The 15,393-nt window shown below is 51.7% G+C and carries 14 protein-coding genes; 1 reads left to right on the top strand and 13 read right to left on the bottom strand.

The genetic code is table 11. From position 1 onward, the window contains the following. Positions 1-205: 205 nt before the first annotated feature. The gene (locus tag ACTZWX_RS01790) at positions 206-1,402 is read left to right on the top strand and encodes a glycosyltransferase family 4 protein (RefSeq protein ID WP_444712486.1); all 1,197 of its coding nucleotides are present in this window, start codon (positions 206-208) and stop codon (positions 1,400-1,402) included. On the opposite strand, the gene ACTZWX_RS01785 is transcribed toward ACTZWX_RS01790, so the two are convergent. The 13 genes from ACTZWX_RS01785 to ACTZWX_RS01725 are packed head-to-tail and all read right to left on the bottom strand — an operon-like array spanning position 1,388 to position 15,369. Next, positions 1,388-2,500, bottom strand: a complete 1,113-nt coding sequence (locus ACTZWX_RS01785; protein WP_444712485.1) for a CapA family protein — start codon at positions 2,498-2,500, stop codon at positions 1,388-1,390. The two genes, ACTZWX_RS01790 and ACTZWX_RS01785, sit on opposite strands and share 15 nt — an antisense overlap. Next, a complete protein-coding gene (locus ACTZWX_RS01780) occupies positions 2,500-3,735 on the bottom strand; it encodes a CoF synthetase (protein ID WP_444712484.1) in 1,236 nt (411 codons plus the stop codon). The genes ACTZWX_RS01785 and ACTZWX_RS01780 overlap by 1 nt, the downstream gene beginning before the upstream one ends. A 26-nt stretch (positions 3,736-3,761) precedes the next feature. Continuing rightward, entirely contained in the window at positions 3,762-4,898 is a 1,137-nt protein-coding gene (locus ACTZWX_RS01775; RefSeq protein ID WP_444712483.1) for a glycosyltransferase, read from the bottom strand. Further along, positions 4,895-6,013 (bottom strand): acyltransferase family protein, encoded by a 1,119-nt coding sequence (locus ACTZWX_RS01770; RefSeq protein WP_444712482.1) that lies wholly within the window; start codon positions 6,011-6,013, stop codon positions 4,895-4,897. The genes ACTZWX_RS01775 and ACTZWX_RS01770 overlap by 4 nt, the downstream gene beginning before the upstream one ends. Positions 6,014-6,016: 3 nt before the next feature. After that, positions 6,017-7,171 (bottom strand): glycosyltransferase family 2 protein, encoded by a 1,155-nt coding sequence (locus ACTZWX_RS01765; protein ID WP_444712481.1) that lies wholly within the window; start codon positions 7,169-7,171, stop codon positions 6,017-6,019. Continuing rightward, a complete protein-coding gene (locus ACTZWX_RS01760; RefSeq protein WP_444712480.1) occupies positions 7,171-8,079 on the bottom strand; it encodes an XrtA system polysaccharide deacetylase in 909 nt (302 codons plus the stop codon). Before ACTZWX_RS01760 ends, ACTZWX_RS01765 begins: the two co-directional genes overlap by 1 nt. Beyond that, positions 8,076-9,584, bottom strand: a complete 1,509-nt coding sequence (locus ACTZWX_RS01755) for a glycosyltransferase family 39 protein (RefSeq protein WP_444712479.1) — start codon at positions 9,582-9,584, stop codon at positions 8,076-8,078. Before ACTZWX_RS01755 ends, ACTZWX_RS01760 begins: the two co-directional genes overlap by 4 nt. Continuing rightward, entirely contained in the window at positions 9,581-10,564 is a 984-nt protein-coding gene (locus tag ACTZWX_RS01750) for a glycosyltransferase family 2 protein (RefSeq protein ID WP_444712478.1), read from the bottom strand. Before ACTZWX_RS01750 ends, ACTZWX_RS01755 begins: the two co-directional genes overlap by 4 nt. 13 nt (positions 10,565-10,577) lie before the next feature. Beyond that, entirely contained in the window at positions 10,578-10,973 is a 396-nt protein-coding gene (locus ACTZWX_RS01745) for a GtrA family protein (protein WP_444712477.1), read from the bottom strand. Positions 10,974-10,984: 11 nt separating this feature from the next. Continuing rightward, entirely contained in the window at positions 10,985-12,274 is a 1,290-nt protein-coding gene (locus ACTZWX_RS01740; protein ID WP_444712476.1) for an outer membrane beta-barrel protein, read from the bottom strand. Then, the gene (locus ACTZWX_RS01735) at positions 12,267-13,166 is read right to left on the bottom strand and encodes a polysaccharide biosynthesis protein (RefSeq protein WP_444712475.1); all 900 of its coding nucleotides are present in this window, start codon (positions 13,164-13,166) and stop codon (positions 12,267-12,269) included. The genes ACTZWX_RS01740 and ACTZWX_RS01735 overlap by 8 nt, the downstream gene beginning before the upstream one ends. After that, positions 13,166-14,683, bottom strand: a complete 1,518-nt coding sequence (locus tag ACTZWX_RS01730; RefSeq protein ID WP_444712474.1) for an XrtA system polysaccharide chain length determinant — start codon at positions 14,681-14,683, stop codon at positions 13,166-13,168. Before ACTZWX_RS01730 ends, ACTZWX_RS01735 begins: the two co-directional genes overlap by 1 nt. A gap of 41 nt (positions 14,684-14,724) precedes the next feature. Continuing rightward, positions 14,725-15,369 carry an XrtA/PEP-CTERM system exopolysaccharide export protein gene (locus tag ACTZWX_RS01725; protein ID WP_444712473.1) on the bottom strand — a complete coding sequence of 215 codons (645 nt, stop codon included), beginning with the start codon at positions 15,367-15,369 and terminating at the stop codon, positions 14,725-14,727. Positions 15,370-15,393: the final 24 nt, after the last annotated feature.

Here is a 15,393-nt window from a genome sequence, read left to right as displayed (position 1 = left end):
TCTGACACAAAACACGCCCGGACTTTACCTAAAATAAAACGAGAACCAGATCTCAAAATTCGGACCAATCCAGACCGAGCGGCCCCTCCGGAAACCTAGTCAAGGACGGGCAGCCCACCTACCTACATGATAGACTACGTCGCCTAACACAAGCCACCCCAGCACATTTTCAACGTGAATAATTTAGGTAAAGGAGGACCCTTCGTTGAACATAATTCTCGTGTATAAAGAAGATTACCCATGGGATGTAAGGGTTGAGAAACTCGCGCTGGCACTGATAGAGCAAGGCCATTCGGTAACTATCGTCAGTCGGAATCTCGAACAAAGACCGATAAGAGAAACAGACAATAACCTTAAGTTATTAAGGCTTCCCCGCTTAAGGCTACTTCCTTTATTTCTCCGAAAACTTCTGAACCTCCCGCTCTGGTTTAATCCGCTCTGGATTTTTAGAATTTTCCAGGCTGTTCACCAAGACAACGTAGATTTAATCATTGTCCGCGATCTTCCGTTAGTAAGAAGTGCGTTGATCCTGAAGCGCATCCTTGGCACCAAAGTGGTTCTTGACATGGCGGAGGTGTACCCCGAAATGTACGCTTCCTCTGCTAAGTTTTCTGACAAATCAGTAGTTCAAAGGCTGGTTAAAAGCCCGGAAGTTGCTGAGCGATACGAATCCTCAGTTCTTCCAAAGCTAGATCACACCCTGGTCATGATCGAAGAATCACGCGATCGACTGCTAAAAAAAGATATTCCGGAACAGCAGATATCGATCGTCAGTAACACACCACCAGTTGATAAATTCAGCGGATCAGTGCATCAACACTCCGGAACAAGCCTTCATCTTGTTTATGTGGGCTTCCTGACCGAGCTTCGCGGCTTGGATCTGTTAATCCACGCTGTTGCTCAATACGTTAAAAGAGGAAACACCGCTGACTCCATCAGAGTCGATATCGTTGGCAAAGGAGCAAGCAAACCAAAACTGGAGCGTTTAGTTACCGAGCTAGGTGTAGCAAAATCGGTGACTATTCACGGCTGGCTCAGTCATGAAAGAGTCAATGAACTGATGGCAGCAGCTAACGTCGGCTCACTTACGTATAGAGTCTGCGGGCATTGGAACCATACAATTCCAAACAAAATATTCGATTACATGCTGGCCGGCCTGCCCGTCCTGACGACGGAAGTCATCCCAATTCGCAGAATCGTTAAGCAAAGGCATTGCGGCCTGGTCTGTAAAGACCAGGATACTGCTGATATTGCAGAAAAACTCGAACAGCTGAGAGACCCAAACCTCCGGCAGTTGCTCGGGCGCAATGGGCACAATGCCGTCATTGAAACCTATAATTGGGAGAATGATAAAGCCCGGCTGGCACAAGCAATATCATTGCTGGACTCAGGTTCCGGTTAATCTCCTGATTGCGGTGCGCCCCAATGCCTGAGCGAAAAACCAAGGAGGATATCGGTAACAGTTTTTGAGAAAGTACCGATAGCTCGAAAACCGAAATTTCCGACGGGCGTTATTGTACTGCCCACGGTACTCGCTTTCTGATTCCGGTTTGCTCCCCATAGCCTGAAAACGCTCCCAGGATAAAAGCTCCTGGACTGTTCTTGCATCACTGCCACCAGCAATCGATAACGAATAATCAGGGTTGATTTTGACAGGAGTAATTTGAAACTGCGGTACTTTGCCCTTTTCCAAGTCAACATGCGCAATGGCTGTATAGCGGGTTTCTTCCGGCCAAAGGTCAAATACAAAATTTCCCAGCGAATAAAAAATCAACCCTTTTCCATATTGCTCAACGGGCTGTAGCACGTGAGAATGATGCCCCAATACCACATCGACACCTGTGTCGATCAACTTGTGCCCAAGCTCAACTTGTTCAGGGGATGGATAATCCAAAAACTCAAGACCCCAGTGCAAAGAGCAAATAAGAAACCCCGAAAATTCCCTACGTAGTCGAGCTATTTCATTAAGTAATTCGTCACCGCCATCCCGGTAACTATATGGCAAACCATTACTGGACTCTGCCCACTCCTCTGGTCTGATCGACAGTGAAACAATTGCGCTTACAAGTCCATCCTCATGTACGATCTCAAAGACCTTCGTTCGTCCCTTGGACTCCTCGGTACCAATCACTTCCATTCCAGCGGCACGGGCTCGTTCGACCATATCGTGAAAGGCAGCTTCTCCATGTTGCATAGCATGATTGTTAGCGACGCCGACAAGGTCAATTCCCGCTTCACGCAGATAGGTCAGGGATTGAGGATCCCCTCGCATTTCATAGGACGGCAACCAGAAGGGTCTTAATCCCTTGTTTGATGTTACCGTTTCGAGATTTGCAACCGTTAGGTCTGACTCCCTGAATTTATCAGCGACGTTTGCCAGAATGGAACCACCTCGTTTTCGGAACGCGCTTCTCATACCGATCCCGGCACAGACTGGATGATCCCCTAACGAAACATCTCCCACCGCTGAGATTGAGAGCTTGCTTGCTGAAACCTCCATTAAATAGACTCCGTCAATTTTTGAATAAAATAGTTCCGTTTTCCAGCTTGCATCTGGCCCGCCCCAGCATTAACGGTGACACGAATAGTAGTTCCACACTCTTTCTCAAACCTAATCCTTACAAACTCGGAAAGATCGTCAGCATTCGTTAACCTTACCGCATCAATATTTAAAGCAAGCTCCCCATAATGTTCTTGAGTCGCCAAGAAGGAAAACATTTCATTATACTGGTGAGAATATTCATCAATGATGCGGGAAAATATAGACGAGTGAACTTTTTTGTCAGGGGAGACATAGAAAAAACGATTAATTGTTCGTCCTTGCAGATTTTTGATTACCTGTTTAGACCCAAGACTGCCACATTGAGATGTAGAGAGCTCAAGAGAATCTCCGAGATCATATCTAACCAAACTCTGACTTTTACGAGATACATCTGACACCAGACACCTTTCCGGGCCATCTTCAACAACAAGCCACGGATTGACCAGATGACGATGTCCCTTTGAACACTCAAAACCAATGATATCAAACTCGGTGGAACCATATTCCTCGGCTACCGGCGCGTTGAACACTTTACTAATGAACGCCTTCTGTGCGGGGAGAATCGTTTCTGCGGTGCAAACAACAAGTTTGGGTGATGGAAACGACTCTCCCGATTCATTGATCAAGCGGGCGGCTTCCAGTAACAACGATGAGTAACCATAAAGATACGTTGGCTTCCAACGCAGTAATTCGAGCACCCTCGTCACAGCATCCGCTCCAGTGGGGCACACAACCCTCCTGTTAAGTAAAAAGTTCATCACCCGACTTTTAATACCCTTATGCTCCGACCAGAGTCGACCTTCTGACTCTCCCAAAGAGATGCCATGGTGCCGAAAGCAATAGTCGCGAACGGCGAGAAGGCGAGACAGTTCCGCTCTACTCAGAATGATTTCTGTAGGCTGGCCCGTAGTGCCCGAGGTATGCCTCGAGAAATAGCGCTTCCCGGGTGATTTTTGGGCATTAGCTTTCTGAAACCTATCGATTAGCCTCGCCTTTGACAGCACACTGGATGAGGAAAGCTGCGCAAGCGTTCTTACCGGTTGACCGCTAGCGTTCAGCGGCCCGGTTTCGGCCAACACCGCTTCCCGCTCAAGTACCAGTTGCTCGCTCGGCAAACTCCATAGCCGCGCTACCTCTCTACACCAATAATCAATATTCAACCCCAAAAATCGATATAGTGCCTTGGTGATCACGGACCTAAATTTCTTATAAATTATCATCATACTTGGCGCTTGTAGGTTCGCCGGGTATATACCGAGAGGTAACTCTCCGCCATCGCAGATGCGGAATAGAAACTGTGAATCCTGAGCGTCGCCTCCTTTGCCCTCCGTTTCGACTCTTCTGAATGCCTCAGCGTACGCAAGATCTCTGTAGCCAAGACACCTGGCGACCGTTCCTTGAGTAATGTGCCAGCATCTACCTTCTTCAAAACCAGAGGGATATCCCCTACTGGACTCGCAATAACAGGACACCCCAAGCCGACAGCCTCCAGCAACGTAATAGGTAACCCTTCTGTGGTGGATGGCATCGCAAGTACGTCTGCCTGGTGAAGCAGGGCCGGAACACAGTCCATATATCCGGGCATAAGTACGGATTTAGTTAGCTCAAGAGCGTTGATTTTGGCTTCAAGCGCAGGGCGCTGCTTTCCCTCGCCGACTAACAACAGACCTGCTTCTGGGTACACATTTTTCACTTCGGCGAAGGATTCGACCAACAAATCAAAGCCTTTCTCCCTAGACAACCTACCTACACCTAAAAGCAGCGGAACCGCCCCACTAACAAACGCCTGTATATCTTCGGGTATGCTTTCGCCCGCACGTTTACTCAATTCAAATAAGTCCACCCCATTGCTTATTACTTCTACGTTCTTGGAATGGCGATTTTTTTTTGGGAGTTCTTTCCGCGTCATTTCACTAACCAGCACAATGCCATCCACATATCTGATCGCTGCCCTGTCTAATAATTCGTAAAACCAAAGCTTAGAAAACCGTTTTGCATGCACATAGCCATGCAACGTAGAAATCACTGGGATTTCACGCAGAAACCGCGGGATAAGGCCAATCAGAACGTTGAATTTGAACCCATGGGAGTGGAGGAGATGGAAGCCATTAGAACGCGCCCACTTCAGAATTTTCCAACTTTCGACAATGTTAATTCCGGGGGTCATTCGCCAGCTAATTATCGGCAACCCCAACCGCTTCGCTTCGGCTTCCAGCGGTTTCTCCTCGATATTGGGCTCACCTGCACTCAGTATCATCGGTTCCAGCCCTTGATCCAGTTGAGCCTTCACCAGAGCGAGCAACATCTTCTCCGCACCATAAAGCCCACCGCTATCAATCAGGTGCAGAACCTTCATTTCACTACTCCGATGGTTTTCGTTACAGTCGGCCCAGTTGCTTCGCCCTCTCTACGCCTCTCGTAGCGACCTTTCAAGGCCAGAAATCGCTTCTCAAGAAGATGATAAGACCCTGCGGCCAAGCAACAACTGATGACAACGCCCGCCATCAATTGGACAGATTCGGGAAGGAAATTCAGTTTCTGGCCGGCCTGTACCCCCCACATGTGCCAAAGATAAATTGGGTAGGAAATAACTCCGAGATAGACAACATAGGGATGGTTCAACCAGCCCCAGAATCGACCCGCGCTCAAACGGACAAGCTGCATCAGTAAAACAGCTAAAAGCAACGCGTCGATAGTGAAGCCTGGGCCATAGGCGTAATGCGTATCTGAAAGTTGTCTAGACAGGAATAACAGAACAAAGGTTACTATCGGCATCCAGAATTGACTGCTTACTGCATTTAGCAGCCCAACTGCCCTCTGCCGCTCCATCAAAAACGCCAAGGCACATCCGATAGCCAGATTATCAAACCGGGTATCGAAAGCGTTATAGGCGTAGGAGCTACCCCAGTCGAGAACAGAATAAGTAATGCTTCGCCAAATCATGACAATGAGGCTGGCACATAATAGAAAAGTCAGTACGGTGTTTTTGCCTCGTTTCATCAACAGCAAGAAGACAGCAGGCCAGATAAGGTAAAACTGCTCTTCAATAGCCAACGACCAAAGATGAGCCAGGGAAGATGAGCTGTGTCCTTCCAGTGCATTGTGGTAGTTGATGAGATAAAACAGGCCGGGAAAGATCACCTCCCGAATGTCGTCGTTACCACGATACAGGTCCCAACTGATCGATACGGCGATGAACGCGTAGTAAGCTGGAAAGATGCGAAGTGAGCGCCGTATGTAAAAGTTCTTTAGAGAGATCTCACCATGCTTTTCGTGCTCTTTGAGCAACAACCATGTAATCAGAAAACCGCTTAGAACAAAGAATCCGGCAACGCCGTGTCGGGATGAAAAGAACAGCGTTCCAATGCCGGAGTGGGCCAATACCACAGCCATAACGGCTATCATCCGGAAGCCATCAAGACCCGGAAGTTTCTTCGATTGAAGTATTGTTTCAAGCCCTGGCAATACCACTGATCACCCCTTCCTTGGATTCCAGATAACCTTCTTCTCTCCCCGCAAAAAGGCCATAAATGCCTTGTAGGAGGCCATATTCAGCAGCACAAAATAGTAGGGAATAGACAGTAGCGCGGAGAGCGACTTTCCTTCTTTCTCCTGCTTGTGCCCGGCCCAGGCCAAAGTCATGAACACGATGTAGCCTAGCGCCGCCAGGGTATATATTGCTTTCATCGGCGCCAGCATTAATGCCGTGATCGCGAGCAGGATCAAGGGCACAAATGCCCCGTATCGCAGTAATTTGTGTGAAATCATCTGCCACGCAAATACAGGGTCCCGTAACGGGTTCATCAGTTGCTTCATATCCTTCAAAGCCCAGAGTGCACGTAGACTCACCCTCACGCGCATGCTGAACTCACTGTCACTGTCGTTCAGCGCATCTTCTTTGAGCAAGGCTTCGGGCTCATAGACTACGCGGAAGCCCTGCTCCACAACTTTTAACGGCTGAACAAAGTCCGGTAACTGGTCCGCTCTGAGTGGTTTGTATAGCTCCCTGCGCATTGCATCAATGCCGCCGTCTACGCCAACAATAGAGCCAATTTGTGTTTCCTGCTCCCGCAGCCAGTTTTCATACTTCATGTAGGCGCTGCAGCCGTCCCCCACGAGGGAGCCATCTTTATTTACATAAACCATTTTTCCGGTGACATAGCCTACGGCCGGGTCCGAAAAGTTGCTGCACAGGTGTTTGAGGGCTTGAGTATCCCAATGTGAATTTGCATCAGAGAACAGGATGATCTCACCGTTTGCTTCCGGCACCAGAGTGTTCAGGCCCGAAGTTTTGCCCTGCCGGGGTGCTTGCCGAAACAAACGGATTGGGAAAGCTGCATCTTCCGCCACCTCACGCACGATATCGTCCGTGCCGTCTTCTGATTCGTCAGAAATCACCAATACTTCAACTTTGTCTGTGGGATAGTCCAGGGCAAGCTTGTTTCGCAGGGTTGCCTCAATGTCGTTTGCCTCGTTATAAGCTGCGATGAGGATGGACACAGAAGGTTCATAGCTCCCGCTTTTCTGTACTTGGTAATCGGTAACTTTCGCAACCACTTTGGCCAGCAGTGGATAGCCAAAGTAGATATAAAACAGCAACGCCAGGGATAGCCAGAACAGAAACTGCATTACACCGTCGCTCCGGATGCCGCTGTCATTACAAGCTTGTTGTCGATTGACGAGTCCAGCACGCCCTGATTGCGCAGCACGTCACTCATGGTGGTGAAGTTGAAGTGGTGTAACAGCTTGGTTAAGCGTTGTTCACAGACATCCAGGTTGTTGTAATGACGGAAACGGGAGAACCATTTTACGTCCAGTCTTGGCTGGCCAGGGTCGATTTCCCAGGGGTGCAGGTAGAATACAAATGGCTGCCCGTGGCGATTGATGCTGCCCAGGCCCCAGCGACTGAACCAGTATGGGAACAGACGGAAGTAGCCGCCGCCGGCTATGGGTAATGTGTAGCCGGGGAATTTCAGGGTACTCAAGGGGAATTCAGCCAGCTCATAGCCTTTGTCAGTTGTCAGCTTGTGGGGCCAGCGGGGTGTACCGGGCATGCCATATCGGTCGTGGTGCACCGGGAATATGGAAGAATCCCAGGTAAAACCTTCTTCTGCCAAGATATCCAGTGCCCAGCGGGACTGGTTAGTGATGGAATAGCTGGCTGCGCGGTAGCCGGTAATTGCTTCACCGGTGATATCTTCAAGGACCTGCTTAGACCTACGGGTTTCTTCTCGAAAAACCTCTGGCGTTTGTTTGTAGATCAACTGGTGACTGTAGCCATGGCTCGCCACTTCATGGCCAGCCCTTTGAATAGCTTTAACCAGGTTTGGTGATTTATCAGCAACCCAACCCAGGGTAAAAAAGGTGGCTTTGCACCGCGCTTGATCCAGCAACGTCAGAAGCCGGTTTACATTGGCTTCCACCCGGTATTCCATAGCGTGCCAACTATCACGGTCAACGGCCTCTGCCAGGGCCGCTACCTGGAAATAGTCTTCCACGTCGATGGTTAAAGCGTTGGAAATGGGTTGTTTGTTCATGGCGCCTTCGTCGCCTCCTGTTTGTCGACCTGTGAGCACCTGTGTATTTCTACCGCAACATTACTGTATGCGGGCTCACACGGGCCTGCAGTAGATTCAACTTGCTCCAGGTAACGATCCAGCTTGTCTCTTTCAGGGTTTGAGAGATGGGTCATCACTAGCCATACCGTTCGGTATTGATTGAGCCGCTCCAAGTGATCTGGATACTCATCCGGCTCCTTAAAGTAGTTCTCCGGAACCAACTCGAAAGGCAATGGATCCAGATCACAGCCCGTGTAAGAGTGCTTCTCGTAGAAATCAATGGCAGCCTGCCCCCTTGGGTTCATGTAAAGCACAGCCTGATCTTTACCACACTGATCGGCGAGAAAACCGAATGCCCCTGCCCAACGGTTCGGTTCACGATGGGCGTATGCGTGGGCAGACAATGCCAGGAGCAGCATGGACAGCGCCACGGGTGCCAAGGCCCAGGTACGGAACGCCAGTGTCGCCCCGATCGCCGCCAGCATCAGATAAAAAGGCATGAACGGTGTAAAAAAGCGTGTGGAGAAAACAGGCTCAAACTGAGAGACCAGGAATACAATCCCAACGGGCACCACAGCGATGACAAGCGCACTAATCCAGAGCTGAAACTGGCTGTTACCTCGCACCTTGATTCCTCCCCCGGAATACGAGAGCCGCACCAAGCCAATCAGTACAAAGGTGCCGACTGCAAGCAGCAATCCAAAGCGCACGGGGTCACTGGCTTCGGGTGCGGCTCCGGAATAATCAAAGCCGAGGTAGATGAGAGACTTGAGGTCAGGGGCGGTAAGCCATGCCAGTTGTCCACTTTCCTTAAACACCACAAAAGCAAGAATGGGTAGAAAGCTCAAACCGATAACCGAATGGGCGCCAAGCCATCTGCCGAAGTCTCCACGGTTCTTCAATGCCGGCAACGCCATCAAGCCAAGACAAAAAATACCAAGAGCGATGTAAAAATGAGTATGTACCGCAAACAAACCGGCCAATGCGTACCAAAGCCAGTATTTCCGTTCACCGTCGAGAACAATGCGAGTCCAACAGAACCACATCAGCGCCATGAACAGCAGCGCAAATGCATAACCCCGGATTTCCACACTGTATCGAGTAAGATAGAAATGACAGAGGATTAAGATCAGAAAAGTAAACGCAGCTCTCACCCCGAAGTGCTTGTTGACCGGCAGGAACATGAGCCAGAGTGCGCCAGCGTAACAAAGCAGGGAAAAAAACCGTAGGGCGAACTCGGAGCCTGCTGCCATGCTCCAGATTTTGAGTACGACGTAATATAACGCCATGTTGGCTTCATACCGGGCAATAAAGTGAAACAGATCGGCCCAGCCCAAGCCTATAAAGTAGGTGGTAAGTGCCTCATCAAACCAGACCCCTTCACTAAGACTGTACCGAAGCCCGTAAAACAGACATAAACCAACCGATACAATCAGGGCGACAAACCAAAGATTCCTCTCTGGCGCTGATATTTTTGGGATCATTTAGCCATTTCCCTGGCAGAGGCTGCCATACCTACGGAACCCTTCAGGTCTGAACCTCGCACATGCTCCTGAATCAAATAAAGAGGGCGGCGTTTGGTCTCATCGAACATTCGCCCGAGGTATTCCCCCAGCACACCAAGGAACATGAGCTGAATACCGCCGATGAAAAGAATCACGGTCATCAATGACGGGTAACCGGGAACCGGATCCCCCCAGATCAGGGTTTTGACAATAACGTAGGCGCCGTAAACAAAGGAGCCGAAGGCCAGAAAGACCCCGATGTAAGACGCCAGTTTCAAGGGGATTGTGGTGAAAGATGTAATACCATCAAGTGCAAAGTTCCACAGCTTCCAGTAATTGAATTTGGTTTCTCCCGCATGGCGGGGATCACGGGAATACTTGAGCGCGATTTGAGGGTAGCCAATCCAGGAGAATAGCCCTTTCATAAAGCGGTTGGACTCCGGCAGGCTCCGCAGCGCATTCACCGCTCGCCGGCTTAGCAGGCGAAAATCTCCTGTATCCCGAGGAATCGAGAATCGTCCGACGTGGGCCATCAAACGGTAAAAAGCACTGGCTGTTAGCTTTTTAAGGAACGACTCACCGTGCCGCTCCGTTCTCTGGCCGTATACAGTGTCGTATCCTTCTTTCCAGAGAGCGAGCATGTCCGGAATAAGTTCCGGGGGGTCCTGAAGATCTGCATCGATGATAACAGTGGCATCAGAATCTACATGATCAAGTCCCGCCGTTAACGCGGCTTCTTTTCCAAAGTTCCTTGAGAGTCGGAGCAACGAGAGGCGCGGATCCTTCGCAATCAATCCACTGATAATGTCGCATGACTCGTCAGAGCTTCCATCATCAATAAAAAGGATCTCGAACTGCGTTCTGTCGAGGCTTTCGCACACGGCCACCGTTCGACGATAGAACTCATCGATTACAGCTTCCTCGTTATATACCGGCACCAGTACCGTCAAAGAATCCATTCGACCCGCCTTCCTATGCCTTGAACGTCCAGGACTTGTTTAAAACGAAAGTAACCAGGAACACCCCGGCTGTCGCTATCAGTTGCGCTAGCAAGTAATAGACATGCATCAGCGAGTGCAAAACGTACATCGCCAGCATGTTCAAACAAAAACCAAGCACCGCTATGCCGAAAAACCTGACAGCGGTCTCAGCGTATCGCCCACCGGCGCCCCTGAATACATAGCGCCGGTTAAGTTCATGGTTGATTACCGCGCCAACCACAAATCCAACACCGGTTGCGGAAAGAACACCAACACCGGCAAATTCCACAAAGACGTACAGGGTCAGATAGTGAAAAAGTGTGCCAACGATGCCCGCCAGCCCGTACGCGGCAAGCTTATTCACGATTCCTTCAGCATTCGTCAGCATTTTTCTTTCACCTACCGAAACCGGTACTCCACCCCAACCAACACCCAGTTCTCGTCGTACTCCCGGGTAGGCACATCACTTACTTTTCTTTGGTGCCCGACTTTCGCCACCAGGTTGAAGTCCCGAGTGGCCTGGTACTCGGTACCGGCTTCCAGCCTGAGTGTGCGGTCATCCGCTTGGTCGCTCTGGAACTTGGTGTAGTCGTAGCCAATACTCGCGTAGCCGCTGGCCAGTTCCGTCAGAGGCCTTGAATAGCGGGCGTTAAGCCCGGACTTGTCTTCACGTTCCGGTGATTCCAGGTAATCTGCCTGGCTGGCATAGACATCAACGGTCAGCGATGACCGGTCTGAATAACGCTGGTTGATGCCGGTAGAGAGAGTTGTGGTTTCAACCGAGATGCTGTCACGCAGGTTGAATTCGAACTCGCCAAATCGGATGTCAAAGCTGGAGGTGCGGTCGGTTAGCTCCCGGGCACCGCGCAGGTACCAATCCAGGCTCGGGGTAATGGTGCGTGTGAGGTCCAACTCGCCGATCAGGCCGTCGCTGCTTTGGGTGGTGGAGCCAAAGCGGGTTTCAATCTCACTGACACCGATGGCACCGGACAACTTTGTCGTCGCCCATACGTTAGTGAAGGTGATTCTTGCGCTCTTCACGTCTACTTCTGCGTCGGTGTCGTACTCCGTGCGGCTGTACGAGGTACTTATCCCTGCCGTCAAGGTCTGGCTGACGATGTGATTCCACGCCACGGAGCCGATGTAGCGTTCGCTGTCTGATTCTTCCGGTTCACTAAATTCGACGTTTTCATATCGGGCCGACAAGTTCAGCCAGTTGGTATCGTTCAGGCGCAAAAGGTATCGAGGGCCGGTGCTGAAAACGTTTTTCCGGGTTCGGTTGTCCGGGGTGTTGCTCTGGGTGGCGTCTTGGTTCACTTCACGCAGGTTGTTGCTGACATCCCAGTAAAAACGGTTCGCCAGTTCACAATCACCGGTGAAGTCCATTTCACCAAAGGCTTCGTCATCAAAGGAGTTGTCGTGCCACAGGGAATAGCCCAGAGTACCGGTAAAGTCTGCATTACAGCGCCCGGGGTCAGTGCGATAGCCAGCTCTGATGTAGGCCCGGGTTTCCATATCGCTGGTTTCGCCGCTACTGGTTTTGCGGGCATTATCGGTGAAACGGGTGTCCAGGCCCCCGGTGACCTCTGAATTACCTTGGGCGGTGGTTGCAGCACCGGAACATACCAGCAAAAACCCGATCGCCAGTATTCTGTTGTGGGGCATCCCTGCGCCCTGCTTGCTATCCATTGATCACCGCTCCCACAAATTTATCCGGGTTGAAAGCCGTGGCAGCATGCTCAGCGGTAGTTGCTGTGATCTTGCCGTGAGGAACCACCAGCATGGCGTAGTCACACAATTCGGTCAGAATCCTAGCGTCAGGTGATTCAGAAATGGGCGCAGTATCCAAAACAATGAAGCGATCTGGGTAGCGGCGGCGAACGGCTTGCAGGAACTGCTTCATTCGGAACGATGTAAAGAATTCCGACGGCGTTTCACGGCGGCTGCCAGCCGGGATCAGTCTCAGCCTCGGGATACCCGTTGGGTAAAGGATTCTGGCGATGTCATAGTCTGGGTCATCCAGGAAGTCGGTCAGGCCCGTTTCTGGCAACACATCAAGCGTGGTGTGCAGGGATGGTTCCCGGAGGTTGCAGTCGATAATCAGCGCGGTTTTCGCCTGGTCAAAGGCGAAGGCTGCGGCCAGGTTAAGCGCTACGAATGAAGACCCGGCCCCTGAGCAGGCTCCGCTCACCACGAGGGTGAAGTTGTTGCCGCCGGAAAGCTCCAGCAGCTTCGTCCGCAGGTCACGAAATCGGTTAACCAGAGCCCTGTTACGGGATTCGGGATAGATAATACGGCGTTCGTCCAAGTCATCGGGTGTCAGCCGTCTGGGCTCCTGCATCCGAACGATCTGTTTACTGATAACGTACTTGTCGACAGCCCCCGGCCCCAGCTCAAGGGAGCTGGGTACCAGCATTCTCGAATCGTCTTCGTCAAAGTGTCCGAGCTCCTGCTTGAGACGCTCTTTGCGCTTCAACCAGAAAGACTGTTCTTCGGCGCTCCGGGCATCTTGGGCATCGGAATGTTCGGAGCGTTGCTCTGTTGGATCCAGCTCGGGCTGATCATTTCGTTGTTCTGGCATCAGATCACTCCCAGTTGGGCGAGCACAACGATGGTGATATACACCGCTGCGGTTAACACGAAAAGAATGCCGACCATCATGGTGACCCGCCGGTCCCGGCGTTTCTCGAAGGGAGTGCGCACTTCCGGTATTTCGATCAATACCGGTAACCCGATGCCGTCCTCGAGCTGCTTACGTGCACGAATCCGAGGGTCAACCTGGAGCAATCCGGCAACGGCACCGAATGGCGCCGCCAATCCAAGGAAAAGCCCTGCCATGGCGAACATGGAGAACTGGGGGCCTGAAGGGGTTCTGGGGAACTGGGCTGCTTCATTTATACGGTAATTCAGGCCCTGCCCTTCGATGTCGAGATGCATGGATACCCGCGCTTTCTCCCTGCGTTTTAGCAGGTCGTCATAGATTTCGCGGTTTACTTCCATATCGCGGGTCAGTTCTGAATACTGGGCTTTGTTTGCCTGAATCCGCTCCATCCGCTGAGTTTGCTGTTCCATCAGGCGCTGTAACGAGCTGATCCGGGTATCAATGGTCGCCATGTCAGCGCGGGTTTTGGAAAGCGCAGCGCTGAGTTCTTGGTACAGCGGGTTCACCGCCTCTTCACCATCAAGCGAGGCAGTAGCGCCTTGCTGGGCTGCGGAGAGGTCCCTTTGGCGCTTGAGTTCGGCCAGCTGCTCACGGGTGATCACAATATCCGGATAGGTGTCGTGGTATTGCAGCCTCAGGGCATCCAGTCGCTCTTCCAGTGTCCGGATCCGCTCCCGGAACGCATCTTCAGTTCGGCCCTGGCGAATGGTCGGCCGGATGTTGTTGAGTTGCCCCTGTAACGACGCAATGCGGGTTCCCAGCTCTTCTTTTTCAAGCTCCGCCAGCTCCAGCTGGTTACGCAGCTGGGCCATTCTGGAGTTTGCCTCCTGCTCCGTGCCGTCTGTGTTCTCAGACAGAAACTGCTTCAGCCGGTTTTCGGCCTGGGTCAGCTGCTGCTCGTAGCTTTTCACCTGTTTGTCGATGAAATCATAAGCGTTACGGCTTTCTGACCGCTTTCGGTCTTTCGTCTCTTCGATGAACACCTGGCCCAGCTTCTGGGCAACCCGGAAGGCTTCCATCTGGGAAGTAGAGGAAAAGCCAATGCTGAAGTAGCTGTCGCCCCGGGGGCGCACTGATAGCCCGCTTCGGATTTTGGCGATGCGCCCTTCCAAAGCATCCGGATCCATGGAATCGTTGCGATAGATTTCCGGGTCTGAGGCCACACGCTCAATCAGGGTCCGGCTCATCAGAAGCTCTTTGGCCGCGGAGGTTCGGTCGTTGATTTTGGTTGTCACCGCGCGCCCTTCCATCAGTGGCGCAATGATGTTTCGGTCATCCACGAAGATGATGGTCTCGGCCTGGTACTTGTATGGCCATATAAAACCGGCACCCAACACCACAAAACTGACAACCACAAACAACAGGAACGCCAGGCCTTTGCGCTGGCGCACTTCGCGAATAATCTCTTGCGGTAACTGCGATAACGGTAATGCCATAACTACACTCGATTCGAGACCAAGGGTTCAGACAACGTCTGTCAGAAACTGCGCTCCGGGATGGTCAGGATGTCGCCCGGGCGCATGGAGTAATTGGTTTCAACCTGCCCCTTGCTCAGGATGTCGTCCAGCTTCACAGGGATGGCGACTACCTCGTTACCCACCTTGCGGTACAGCATGGACTTGTTGAGGGCCGCAAACTCGTTGGCGCCGCCAGCATTGAGAAACATATCCAGCACGGTCATACCACTGCGATGGGGAATAGACACGGGCTGGCGAACGGCACCGGTCACGCGCACCCGGTCAGTGAACTCATGGCTGCCCATGGAGGTCACCACCACGCTTACCTGCGGTTCGCGTATATATTCGGCGAGGGAGGCACGGATTGAGCCGGCGAGTTCCTCAGGTGTTCTGCCACTGGCCTGAACATCACCAACGAGCGGTACGGAGATCTTGCCGTCTGGTCGAACCGGCACCGAAATGCTCAGGTCCTCATTGCGCCATACAGACACCCTTACAACGTCCGTAGCGCCGAGTATGTACTGGTCAACACTGTCGCGGGTATCCAGTGCGAGTGCTCGCTGAATCTTGTCAGGAGAAGATGCGGACGGCCCGGCACAACCTGTTGCCAAAGCTACCGCCATGAAGGACACAAACAGCCCTTGGGTGAGATACTTCCGTGACATCGTATTCCCTCTCTTGTGAGATCC

Source organism: Marinobacter sp. NSM, assembly GCF_052380025.1.
In the GTDB taxonomy this organism is placed as follows: domain Bacteria; phylum Pseudomonadota; class Gammaproteobacteria; order Pseudomonadales; family Oleiphilaceae; genus Marinobacter.
Note: the sequence above shows the minus strand (reverse complement) of the source record. Positions and strands in the feature narration are given on the sequence as shown.